This is a genomic window from Hallerella sp., assembly GCF_022776125.1.
Classification (GTDB): domain Bacteria; phylum Fibrobacterota; class Fibrobacteria; order Fibrobacterales; family Fibrobacteraceae; genus Hallerella; species Hallerella succinigenes.
The window spans coordinates 1-11,911 of record NZ_JALFIA010000078.1 but is presented as its reverse complement, the minus strand read 5'-3'; the positions used below and the strand labels follow the sequence as shown (position 1 = coordinate 11,911).

12 protein-coding genes and 1 tRNA gene are annotated in these 11,911 nt (G+C 48.2%); 5 read left to right on the top strand and 8 right to left on the bottom strand.

Annotation, left to right across the window (positions count from 1 at the left end; genetic code table 11):
• Positions 1 to 4 precede the first annotated feature (4 nt).
• From MR847_RS09105 to MR847_RS09070, 8 genes are all read right to left on the bottom strand, one after another.
• The gene (locus MR847_RS09105) at positions 5 to 715 is read right to left on the bottom strand and encodes a hypothetical protein (protein ID WP_146139545.1); all 711 of its coding nucleotides are present in this window, start codon (positions 713 to 715) and stop codon (positions 5 to 7) included.
• A 21-nt stretch (positions 716 to 736) separates the two neighbouring features.
• A complete protein-coding gene (locus MR847_RS09100) occupies positions 737 to 1,396 on the bottom strand; it encodes a hypothetical protein (protein WP_287723584.1) in 660 nt (219 codons plus the stop codon).
• Positions 1,397 to 1,631: 235 nt separating this feature from the next.
• Positions 1,632 to 2,750 (bottom strand): CobW family GTP-binding protein, encoded by a 1,119-nt coding sequence (locus tag MR847_RS09095; protein WP_287723583.1) that lies wholly within the window; start codon positions 2,748 to 2,750, stop codon positions 1,632 to 1,634.
• A gap of 68 nt (positions 2,751 to 2,818) precedes the next feature.
• On the bottom strand, positions 2,819 to 4,132 hold the full coding sequence (locus MR847_RS09090; RefSeq protein ID WP_287723582.1) for a CapA family protein: 1,314 nt from the start codon (positions 4,130 to 4,132) through the stop codon (positions 2,819 to 2,821).
• A 3-nt stretch (positions 4,133 to 4,135) separates the two neighbouring features.
• Positions 4,136 to 5,701 carry a peptide chain release factor 3 gene (locus MR847_RS09085; RefSeq protein WP_106520299.1) on the bottom strand — a complete coding sequence of 522 codons (1,566 nt, stop codon included), beginning with the start codon at positions 5,699 to 5,701 and terminating at the stop codon, positions 4,136 to 4,138.
• 77 nt (positions 5,702 to 5,778) lie between these two features.
• Complete coding sequence (locus MR847_RS09080; protein ID WP_100426869.1) at positions 5,779 to 5,985, bottom strand: hypothetical protein; 207 nt, start codon at positions 5,983 to 5,985, stop codon at positions 5,779 to 5,781.
• A 108-nt stretch (positions 5,986 to 6,093) separates the two neighbouring features.
• Entirely contained in the window at positions 6,094 to 6,423 is a 330-nt protein-coding gene (locus MR847_RS09075) for a cupin domain-containing protein (RefSeq protein WP_100426557.1), read from the bottom strand.
• A gap of 149 nt (positions 6,424 to 6,572) precedes the next feature.
• Positions 6,573 to 6,932, bottom strand: coding sequence for a hypothetical protein (locus MR847_RS09070; protein ID WP_287723580.1), 360 nt, complete (start codon positions 6,930 to 6,932; stop codon positions 6,573 to 6,575).
• 41 nt (positions 6,933 to 6,973) lie between these two features.
• Between MR847_RS09070 and MR847_RS09065 the strand changes: the two genes are divergently transcribed.
• The 5 genes from MR847_RS09065 to MR847_RS09045 all read left to right on the top strand — a co-directional run bounded on the left by MR847_RS09065 (position 6,974) and on the right by MR847_RS09045 (position 11,611).
• Positions 6,974 to 7,888, top strand: a complete 915-nt coding sequence (locus MR847_RS09065) for an MBL fold metallo-hydrolase (RefSeq protein ID WP_287723579.1) — start codon at positions 6,974 to 6,976, stop codon at positions 7,886 to 7,888.
• A gap of 7 nt (positions 7,889 to 7,895) precedes the next feature.
• On the top strand, positions 7,896 to 8,645 hold the full coding sequence (gene trmB, locus MR847_RS09060; RefSeq protein ID WP_100426554.1) for a tRNA (guanine(46)-N(7))-methyltransferase TrmB: 750 nt from the start codon (positions 7,896 to 7,898) through the stop codon (positions 8,643 to 8,645).
• 15 nt (positions 8,646 to 8,660) lie between these two features.
• The gene (recN, locus tag MR847_RS09055; protein WP_106520297.1) at positions 8,661 to 10,322 is read left to right on the top strand and encodes a DNA repair protein RecN; all 1,662 of its coding nucleotides are present in this window, start codon (positions 8,661 to 8,663) and stop codon (positions 10,320 to 10,322) included.
• Positions 10,312 to 11,451 carry a CDP-diacylglycerol--glycerol-3-phosphate 3-phosphatidyltransferase gene (gene pgsA, locus MR847_RS09050; RefSeq protein ID WP_100426552.1) on the top strand — a complete coding sequence of 380 codons (1,140 nt, stop codon included), beginning with the start codon at positions 10,312 to 10,314 and terminating at the stop codon, positions 11,449 to 11,451. The genes recN and pgsA overlap by 11 nt, the downstream gene beginning before the upstream one ends.
• Positions 11,452 to 11,537: 86 nt before the next feature.
• Positions 11,538 to 11,611 (top strand) — tRNA-Met (locus MR847_RS09045).
• Positions 11,612 to 11,911: the final 300 nt, after the last annotated feature.

Genomic DNA, 11,911 nt, shown 5'->3' with positions numbered 1-11,911 from the left:
ACGCTTAAAATTCGATAATCCCGTAAGCGCCGAGTCGCATTCGGTCGTTATTCTTTTCTTGCATAATGCCGATCGAAAGTTCGGTCATCACATGGAAATAGGGGAGAATGCCGATTTGCACACGGGGGACTATATCCACCATGAAGTCATCCAAGATGTTTCCCAAACTGCCGGAAGATTCAATGCCAATCATCGCAATCAATGCCGGCGTAAATTTAAACTGTGGAGTGACTCCCAAGGCAAATTCCGCAAGACCGCCATCGCTCACGATACGGTCAAAGAATCCCAAGCGGGCTTCATAAAGCGTCGAAAAAATACGGGACATCGGATGAAGCGATGTATAGGAGAAGACAAGACCCGCACCGCGCTTATTGCCGATACCGATCAAGAAATCCGCACCGATTGTTGAATATTCCATGATACGGTACTTAGCGCCCACATCTACGTAAGATTGGACGCTTTCCATGTCGTCTTCAGAATCAAACAAAAGCTTGGCACCGACTTCCCAGAAATCGTTAATGGCAAGCTGGGCATTGATCGGCAAGTAGCCGTCTTCCTGGTAATTTGTATAAAAGCCCGCACCAAGCGATGTACGATCGCGAACTAAAAATTCAGGTCCGAACGTGTAACGCGTATCCCAAATGCGATCCAACGCCGAAGCGGAAGCCGCGAGCCAGATAATCAAAAGCAGGGAAGTGCGGAATAAATTTTTCACGTTCAAAAGATATTAAAAAAATTACTGGAGTTTCGAAGACCAAGCGTCAATAATCGAAGAAAGGACCGCATTTTTGGCCTGATCGATAAAGGCGGTTCTTTCTTCCGGCTGTACGGGCTTCTTTTCATCCACAGCAAAATGGACGAGTTCGCCGTTTGGCGTAAGGGAGAATTCAAAATCGCCAGAAATGCGGATAGTATCCGCCGCAAGGATCTTGAGCGCATTCATATCGATATTCAAATGCGTGTGAAGTTCCATTTTAGAAGATCCCGGTACAATCGCAAATGCGGAATCCTGAAACTCGATCGGAAGTTCCACTTGGGAATCAAACGAGATTATACCCTTGGCAGAACGCAGCCAAAGCGAGTCTTCCGAACCGTTTTTCACGTTCACCTGAATCGCAAAATAAAGGGTCCCAAGGCTGTCGGGAATGTTACCTTTGGCAATGTTCTGAACGAGCAAGATTGCTTTGGGATTCGGTAAAATCGAATTTTTCGGCTGATCACCAATAAACTTGTCCAAGTCGACACGTACGGAGTCATAACTCGCTCCAATGACTTCCAGCTTGCATTTGGTTAAAATGTTTGCCGCTTGAACCTTTCGGGACGCAGCACAGCCCGAAAGAAAGGTAAAAGTCGTCGTTGCAAGAGTCAAAAAGAGTGCGAGTTTCTGGAAAATCATAGGGTAAAGATAATTGAAAACGGATCGGGACGTTTTCGTTGAAAAGCGCCATTTTGCCCGAAAATCGTCAAAAGGCGCCGCGGCCCGACCAACGATGCGCACGGCTCGGCTGGCCCCGGAGACAAGAGAAGCCATTTTCGTGATGGCTCCGGACGTAAATGTCCGATAATGCGCATTATGTAAACTATAAATAAAAAAGAAATCCCGGAGAGTTTTCCGGGATTCTTTTAGAAGCTTATTCGCCAAGGCAATTGTCGAGCTTGTCGCAGATTTCCTTGCGGTCCATCTTCTGACCGATGAAGACGAGACGAATTTCACGGTCGCCGTACTTTTCATCCCACATTTTCTTCACGTCCGGTTCTTCCTTCAGAGCGACTTCCTGTTCGCTCGGCTTTAAGGAAGCGATCCAACGGCCAAGACAGCGGGCGCTAGCGTCCTTGCCGGCCTGTTCGAAGATATATGAGTAAGAGCGGTCATCGTCGAACCACATAATGCCCTTGGCTCGGATAATGCTGTTCGGATAATTGTCGAGGAACGCTTCGAGCTTTGCACGGGAGAACGGGCGACGAGCCTTGTAAACGAACGTGCCGATACCGTATTCGAGAGCTTCCCCTTCTTCCTCTTCTTCAGGATTGTTGAGTTGCTGAATCCAGGATGCAGAAGAAGAAACCTTTTCGAAGTTGAAAAGCTTCGTATCAAGAATGTCCTGGATATCGACCTTGCCGAAGTTCGTTTCGATCATCTTGGCTTCCGGCTGGAGTGCGCGGACAACAGCCTTCACATGCTTCAGTTCTTCTGCGGAGATCGTGTCGACTTTGTTCAAAACAATCGTGTTACAGAATTCGATCTGCTGAACGAGAAGGCTTGCCAGATCTTCTTCTTCCCTATCTTCTTCAAGCAGCTTATCTCCCCCGCCGAATTCTGTTGCGAGACGAAGAACGTCCACCACAGAGATGATGCCATCCAAATGGCATGGAAGATTCTGACCATCGAGTCCCTTAAGCTTCGAGCCCATGAGCGTAATCGTCTGCGCAATCGGAAGCGGTTCGCAAATGCCGCTTGCTTCTATCAAGATATAGTCAAACTTGCCCTGTTCGAGAATTTGGGCAAGCTGTTCCAAAAGGTCCGTTTTGAGCGTGCAGCAAATGCAACCGTTCGAAAGCGGAACAACGGAATCCTTCTGTTCAATTTTGCCGCCCTTTTCAATCAGGGTCTGATCAATATTCACTTCGCCGATATCGTTCACAATCACCGCCACATGATAACCCTGCTGGTTATTCAAAACGTGATTGAGAAGCGTCGTCTTGCCGGCTCCAAGGTAACCGGCGAGGAGTGTAATAGGTACGGATTTCATTTCTTTTTGACTCCTTTTATATATTCAAACCTAAATAGAGGCCCGCTTTGCCTGTTCTATCGAAATCATTACGGGGCAGCTGTTTTGCGGAATCCTTTTGCAGATAAATTCACGATTTCGAGAGGTAAAACATTTGCAGGATCTTCTGTGTTGCACTTCGGAGCGTTCTCTAAATTTTTTTGGAAAAGTTCTTCAAACGCTTTCAGGGAAAGCTCAGGCTTTTTCGCCTTTAACAAGTGATGTTCTGCCAAAGAATCCGAATAAGCGACAAGAGGAATCGCGTGATAGTTCCCCACTTCTTGCTGAGTGACGGATCCTTCAAAGATCGCAGAAGAAACTTCCAAACGGGATGAATCGCCCTTCACGACCTTACGCACGGCGAACTTCGCTACCCCACCCAGATTGGTCGAAATATCCTGTTGGTTCGAAACAAAGTTGCCAAGCGACCAGTACACGAGAGCGCGGTTCCCTGCTTTCGTCGTATAGATGCCATAAGGCTCAATCACATGCGGATGCGTACAAACAAGGATATCGGCACCGGCATCGATCGCCTGTTCCGCATAAGCCCTTGCTTCTGCAGTCGGCAGTTCCACGTATTCCGTTCCAAAGTGCATAAAGGCAACGGTGACTTCGGCTGCGGCTTCCGCTTTCCGAACCATTTCTACCCAATCCCCGTTCGAATCCAAAAGGTCCACCAGATACGGTCTATCCGCCGGAAGTTTTTGTCCGTTCAGGCCGTAGGTAAAATTCACAAACGAAAAACGAATACCTTTCTTGTCGAGAGTGAAAACAGAATCCTGCCCAGCCTGGGTCTTATGAATTCCCAAAGCCTTTGCCGATTTTCCCGTCCAAAAATCGATCGTGTAATCGACTGCGGAAGCGCGACGGTCCATCGTGTGATTTGTCGCATGGGTCACAATGTCAAAGCCCGCTTCGATTTCCGCAAGGCCGATTTCTTCCGGAGAACCAAAGCTCGGGTAAGATGCGTAGCCTTCCGAACGCGGAACAAAGACTGTTTCCTGATTCACAATCGCAATGTCTGCAGCCTGGATATCCTTTTTCCACGGAGCAAAGACGTAATCGTAATTGCACTTAGAAGAATCTTCCTTGCACGCTTTAAATAGCGGCGTGTGAAAGAGAACATCTCCGATAGCGAAAAACGAAACTTCGAAAACGGGTGAATCTTCCTTCACCGGCTTTACGGAATCCAGAGCCGCAGCCGTATCGAGTGCAGTCGAATCCACTGCTGCAAAGTCTACGGCTAAAGTATCCACGGCGGAAGTTTTCTCTGTTGCCGAATCTTGTACCGGTAACAGATTCTCTTTAGATGTTCCGCTGCAAGCGACAAGAGTAAACAGCGAGAGCCAAGGAAGTATTCGCATAGATTACCCTAAAGATGTTTCGACAAACTTTAATTCCGGATAGTTCTTGACTGCGAGCGTCAAGCGATATTCGTTCGGGAAGAGACAGACAAAACGCTCTTCTTTATCACGCATACAATCGCCGCCGTTATCGTTCACAAACTTTTCGACTTCAGCTGGATCCCCAACGATCCAACGGACGCCGAAGGAAGGGATGCGATCCAGAGAAACATCGGCACCATATTCCGACATCAAACGGAACTTGAGCACATCGAACTGCAGTTCGCCGACCACACCGATCACCGGAATGGCAGATTTGAACGGTTGATATAACTGCGTTGCACCTTCTTCCGTCAATTCCTTCAATCCCTTTGCAAGCTGCTTCGACTTGAGCGGATTCAAAAGCGTTACACGGGCAAAATATTCCGGTGCAAAATCCGGAATGCCTGAAAAACTCATTTTTTCGCCCTTTGTCAGCGTATCGCCAATGTGGAAAAGGCCCGGATCGTTAATGCCGACAATATCGCCAGCCCATGCCGTATCAATCACTTCCTTATCCTTGGCGAGGAATGCCGTCGGAGCCGCTAAACGCACATCACGTTCGGAACGGACGTGGTAAACCTTATCACCGCGCTGAAACTGTCCCGAGCAAATGCGGATGAACGCTGTACGGTCACGGTGTTTCGGGTCCATGTTTGCCTGAATCTTAAAGACAAAGCCCGAAAAATCCGATTCACTCGGATCCACTGTACGCTTGTCCGTTTCACGCGGCATCGGAGCCGGAGCGAGATCGGCAAAAGCATTCAAAAGCTGACGCACGCCAAAACCCGTCACAGCACTGCCGAAGAACACTGGGCACATTTCACCCTTCAAGAAAAGTTCATGGTTGAACGGATCCATGCCGCCCGTCACCACGTCATATTCTTCACGGAACTGGTTCACCCAGTTTTCTCCGCAAAGTTCTACAAGCTTCGGATCGTCCGGACCGGACATCTGCAAAATTTCTTGGTGACCGGACTGAGCATTATAAACATTAAACGTATTGTCGGCGATGCAATACACGCCCTTGAAAAGTTTACCGACACCGATCGGCAGGGTAAATGGAATCGCCTTGATTTTTAAAACAGATTCAATCTGGTCGATCAAATCCAAAACCGAACGACCATCCAAGTCCATCTTGTTGATAAAGGTAATGATCGGGGTGTGGCGCATACGGCAAACATCCATGAGTTTGATCGTCTGTTTTTCCACACCGTTCACGCTATCGATCAGAACGAGCGCCGAGTCCACGGCGGTCAAAGCGCGGTAGGTATCTTCGCAGAAGTCTTGGTGCCCCGGTGTATCGACGAGGTTGAACCAGCAACCTTCAAAGGGAAAATTCAAAACAGAACTCGAAACGGAAATTCCGCGGTCCTGTTCGATCTTCATCCAGTCACTGACCGTATAGCTACGGTTAGCTTTAGCGCGGACATGGCCCGCTTCACGGATAACTTTACCGAACCAAAGAAATTTTTCGGTGATGGTGGTTTTACCTGCGTCAGGGTGGCTGACAATGGCGAAAGTGCGACGCTTGGCGATTTCTGGATTTATTGACAAAATGGGCCTCGTTCGTTGACGGGCCCAAATATAGAAAAAGAGAAAATAGTTTTAAGAGAATCGTCGCGGAATTACTGCGGATGGCGTTCCAGATCGAGGATCATGGACTGCAGGGAGTCTTCCACCGAGGAGCGAAAATCCGCCGAACCAATGCTACAGCTTTTAACCGGGTGTTCTGCGTCCGTACCCTTGATGATACGGATTACCGGGAAACCACCTTCCATCGAAAAAAGAACGGAATAACCCTTCAGCAACAGTTTTTCAATCAAATCGCGCATGGAACAAGACTCCTTATAAATGTGAAATGAAAAATTTAGCCCGACACGGGCTTCTTCCGCAAAAATTACTCTTTTTTCGGGAAAAAGCAAGAAAATTCAAACCATTCTTTACTTTTCTATCACCGCTGTAAACAGCACCAGGTCATCGATTCCCGTATTTTCAATCGTATGAATCGAACCTTGCGGGCAAATGTGACAGCAACCGGGATGGAGAAATTCCTCTTTCCCATCGCAAATAGCAACCCCAGTCCCCGAGACAACGTAATTGATCTCTTCCCCTTTTTTTTGTTCATGAATCCCTATCGATCCATAAGGATGGATCCGGTTCAAGACAAATCTACCAAGAGAATGGATTACCATTTGTGCGGTCATTTCTCCAGCCCCGTGATTCATTCCCGGTCCCCTTACCGGTTCAATCTGACTAAAATCGATTAACATACGAACTCCTTATCTTCTTCTTTTTAATATACGCATTCTTCTTTCAAAAAACCGATGTAGAGTATTTTTCATAGTCACGCATTCTGCACGCTTCAGTACAACACGCAATTTCGTACAAATGAACGAAATCTTTCTTTTCGGATGGTATTTTATACGGAAATTTTGCGTTTTTCCAAGATTCGTTTCCATAGTTTATCTTGCAAATGGTAGAGTCTTTGAGTGCCGTTCTCTAAAATGTAATAGTGACGAATATATGGAACGAGCAGGACCAAAAAAAGCAGATCCAGCACAAGCAGTGGAAGAGTCGGGTAAACCGTAAAGAAAAGGGTCGTGCCTACAAACAAGAGCGCAAACAAAAGGGTTACAAGCAGATGGATCAATCGTTCATGTTGAAAGAACTGAATCTGTAAAATCAAATCCTTTCGGACGGCTTCATCCGATTCGAGCGTAGACTCCCCCACAAGGACGCTTTCTACATACGAGATATAGTTCAAAAGACGATGTTTCATACAACAGCCTCCTTTCAAAACTTACTATCTTTGAGCCCGAAATGCAAGAAAACCGGTCCCTGCACAACGCTTTACGCCAAGTCCGTCATCACGTCGGAAAAGTCAATATTCATGGCTTTTCTGTTTCCGGACTCGCCACCTATCTTCAACTTCCGGAATACGACTTTTGCGTGGACATGGGAGAATGCCCTGTTTCCGCAATCGGCATCAACCACGTATTCCTGACCCATGCGCATGGCGACCACAGTCGCTGCCTGATGCGGCACCACAGCTTACGTCGCATGATGGGCGTCGAAAAGCCTTCGGTTTATTACATATCCGAAGACCTCGTCCCCGGAGCAGAAAAATGGATTCATTCCGAAGCCATCTTCGAAGGTGTTCCCGAGCAGCGTTTTAAGCTCCCGGAAATCGTCGCGATGAGGGCTGGTGAAAAAGTGCCTCTCAAATACCGAAAGGATCTTTCGATCGAAGCGTTCCGCACGCGCCATACTCAAGTGGGCCGTCAGAATTTTTTGCCTTCGATGGGCGTCACGCTTTACAATCATAAGAACAAGCTGAAAGACGAATTCCTCGGCTATGACACCACGCAAATTATTGAACTTCGCAAGCAAGGCATCGAAATTACCCGCGAAGTTTTCGATCCGCTGATCACGTTTATGGGAGACTGCCTCGGCGATAACCTCACCGATCCGGATCTCGCCGCAATTTGGAATTCCGAAGTTCTGGTTACCGAATGTACGTTTGTCGACGACGGTGAAGAATCGATGGCAGATAAAAAAGGTCATACGCACATTGCACAACTCGTCAAGGCCCTTGAAATCTACGGTCCGACCATGCAGTGCAAGCACATCGTGCTGAATCATTTTTCGATGAAATATTCTTCGGATCACATTCTTGGAACCATCCTGAAAAAGATCCCGGAAGCTTACCGCGATAAGATTATCGCATTTATCTAAGGTAAACATGACTAACGAAATGGAAAACATGGAAGAAAGCCCGAAGGCAAAGAAGGAAATCATCATTCCTGAATTTTACCGTGACCTGAACCAGGACAAAGATTTGCCTTGCATGTGGCACTTTGTTCACCGTCATATTCCGGGCACGCGCAAACCTATCCAGACCGAAGACAACCAGCCGGACAAGCATCCGCTGGATTGGAAGGAAATCTTCCCGATGCACAACGATCACATCGAAATTGAAATCGGTTCCGGCAAGGGCGGATTTCTCGTGGAATATGGCAAAAAACACCCGGATTATTTCATCATGGGAAGCGAATGGGATTTGACATGGGCGCGTTACGCGGCAGACCGCATGATGCGTAACAAGCTTAACGCCAATACGGCCATGCTCCGCGGCGATGTTTTCTACTTTCTCCGCGACCGTGTTCAGAGCAATACCGTGGACGCATTCCACATGTACTTCCCGGATCCGTGGCCAAAAGAACGCCACCACAAGAACCGTCTCCTCCGCGAAGAATTTCTCGTGGAAGTCGCCCGTGTTCTGAAACCGGGCAAACGTATCTTCTACTGGGGCACGGATCACAAGGAATACAACGCAGTCGCACTTGAAGTCTTTGACAACTTCCAAGGTTGCAAGATCATCGAACGTAACACGGCCCTTCCGACGGAAGGGATCATGACGAATTTTGAAAAGAAGTATCGGTTGGAAGGTCGCCCGATCTATCGTAGTATCATTGAGTTTGACAAGGCCTAATTCAAAACGGGACTTATGCTAGAACAGCTGACGATCCGTAATTTTGCTCTCATCGAAGAAACCCAGGTCCAATTTGGCACGGGCTTCTCCGCCATCACCGGCGAAACCGGCGCAGGCAAATCCGTCCTTATGGGCGCCTTGCGCGTGGTCGTCGGCGGAAAGACTCTCCCGGCGATGATTCGCCACGGAGCCGACAAAGCGACAGTCGAAGCGACTTTCGATATTTCGGACAATGCCGAAGCGAAGAAGATTCTTGCCGCGGAAGAAATCGACGCAGACGATGAACTCATCATTCAGCGCGAAATCCTTTCGGGCGGTAAAAATCGCACCCGCGTCAACGGCGTCATCATCAAACAAGGAACTCTCCAGGACCTCGGCGAAACCTTGATCCAGATGCACGGTCAAAGCGATCAGCTTCTGCTGCGCGATTTGCGCATCCAGCTCAAGCTTCTTGACGATTACTGCGCATGCGAACCGGAACTCGCTGCCTACAGCGAAACCTGGTCCACATGGAACAAGCTCAAAGAAGAACTTGAGAAGACCGAAGAAAACGCCCGCAACCTCGCCGAACAAAAGGAATTTTTGACTTTCCAGAAAAATGAATTGGAAAAGGCAAAACTCCGCGCAGGTGAAGAAGCCGAACTCGAAGAAAAGACTTCTGCTGCTTCCAAGTCCGAAGCGAAAATGCACGCCATCGAAGAACTGAGCAAGCTATTTGACGGCGAAAACGGCCTTCTTTCCCAGTTCGAAGTTTTCCAGTCAAAGGTGCGTCAGTTTTCGTCCAAACTTCCCGAAATGGAAAATTGGGCCGTCAAGATCGGCGATGCCTACGACTCGCTTTCGTTTATCGAAGATTCTCTGCGTGAAGCTGAAGAATCTTCAGAACTCGATCCGGTAGAACTTGACCGCGCAAACACGCGCCTTGCGCAAATTCAGCGTTTAAAGCGCAAGTACCGCACCGATGAAGCGGGGTTGATCGATCTTTACGTTCGCCGTAAACAAGAACTTGAAAGCCTTGAAAATTTGGATGCAGACCTTACCGAAATTCGCAAGAACATCCAGAAGGCCGAAGAAAGGCTCGCCGTTGCCGCAAACGCCCTTTCCGAAAAGCGTAAAGCCGGGAAACAAACCCTCGACGCAAAAGTCGCCGACGTCCTGCATTCCCTCGGCATGCCCAAGGCGACCTTCAACACGGACATTACCGAAGAAGCCTATTCCGCAACCGGAAAGGACCGTGTAGAATTCTGCATGGCTCCGAACCTTGGCGAAGGCCAAAAACCTCTCCGTGTAGCCGTTTCGGGCGGTGAACTTTCCCGTGTGCTACTCGCCTTTAAATCGGTGATGGCTGAACAGGATCATGTTCCAGTCCTCGTCTTTGACGAAGTCGACTCCGGTATCAGCGGTGAAATCGGCAACAATGTCGGAGAAGCCCTTCGCAACATTGGAAAGTACCATCAGGTACTCGCCATTACGCACCTTCAGCAGGTCGCTTGCCGAGCCCAGTCACACTTGGCCGTGGAAAAACATGAAAATGGCGAATCCCGTACTATTTCAAATGTGAAATTGTTATCATATAATGAGAGAATCGTGGAAATTGCGAGAATGCTCGGAGACGCCAAGTCCCCCACCTCGCTTGCCCACGCAAAGGAATTACTGGAGGAAGCGAATGCCTCTTAAAAAGAAGTTGTTGAGCCTGCGCCTGCGCGGTCGTGCATGGCGGATTTTCAGAGCTGCCCTTTTTATTCCGCTGATTGCAACCATTTGGACTCAGCATAACTATACCGCTGCGATGATCACGTTGGCTGTGTTGATTCTTACCTGGCTCAACAACTGGCAACTTCGCGTTCAGGAATTCGAAGAACCTTATTATCAGCTGTGGTTGAATGTCATCGAAGGCATTCTCTCGGTTACGGTGATGACGAGCGTTTTACTTCGAAATTTTGAAATTTTACTCGCGGTCGGCTGCGCCTGCTTATTCGGGCGCGTGATTGCACATTCCCTGCTTAGCCTTTCCGTGATCCGTGAAGGAAAAAAGGTTCCTGGTCGGCATGTATGGTCAAAAATTTCGGCGATGGCGATCAATGCGACGATGCTCGTGTACATCCTGGGACTCGAACGTTACCAGCAGATTTTCATGGTCGCGAGCATTTTATTGATGAGCGCCGCTTCTGTGGAATTTTTATACTGGTTCTATCGCGACCCGGCGCACCGTAAGCCACTCTCGATAGCAAGCCAGCTCACGATGACCCGCATTGTGCTGACTCCGTTCTTCCTCTGGGTGTTCTTCTATGACAACAATTTGAATTACGAAGACAACCATATCGTTTTCAAGGTTCTCGCTCTGGTGATGGTTCTGGGCTTTATGCTGACCGACTACTTGGACGGACATCTCGCCCGCAAATGGGGAGAAGTTTCGACACTCGGAAAATACCTGGATCCGTTCAGCGATAAGATTTCGAACATGACGATTTTTATGTGCTTCATTGCTACGGGTTACGCTCCGGTATGGATGGTGGCGCTGATTTACTTCCGTGAAGCCAGCGTGGAAACGCTCCGCACTCTTGCCGCCGCAGAGGGATTGATTATGCCAGCTCGCCGCAGCGGCAAATGGAAAACGGCTTTACAGGGCATCGGCATTGTGACTATCCTTGTCTGCGCCCTGGATCCAATTCAACAAATCGAAGGCTTCAAGGCTGTTTGGCAAGCACTTCCGCAGATCGTGATGGGCGTGATTACATTCGTTACAATCGCAAGTGGCATCGATTACTTTGTATCATCGAAGCATATTCTGCAGAAATACGTCTAAATCAAAGCTTTATCCCCTATTTCCCCTTGACAATGGAAAATATAATTACTATATATGGTGCTGTACTGGTAACAGTACCCGCTTGACGCGGGGTGGAGCAGTTGGTAGCTCGTTGGGCTCATAACCCAAAGGTCGCAGCGTTCAAGTCCTGCCCCCGCTACTAAAAAGACCCGGATGAAATCCGGGTCTTTTTTTTTATTCAGGGAAGCAGAATCCCCTATCATCAAAATTCAACTCGACAATTTCGATTTGACCGATTTCTCCAATCCATAAACGTCTCGAATTAGCCGGAACATTCCATAACGGTTCGCACAAAAAAAGGTAGTGTCAAGGTTTTTTCGCAAAAATAGTTTGTCCCAACATCAGATTTAGGCTACGTCCATCTTCGCCTTTTTCAATCCCTTTTCGTATTCCTGTATTTTTTCAAGCTCGTAGAGGTGCTTCATGTTCAGGTACCTCT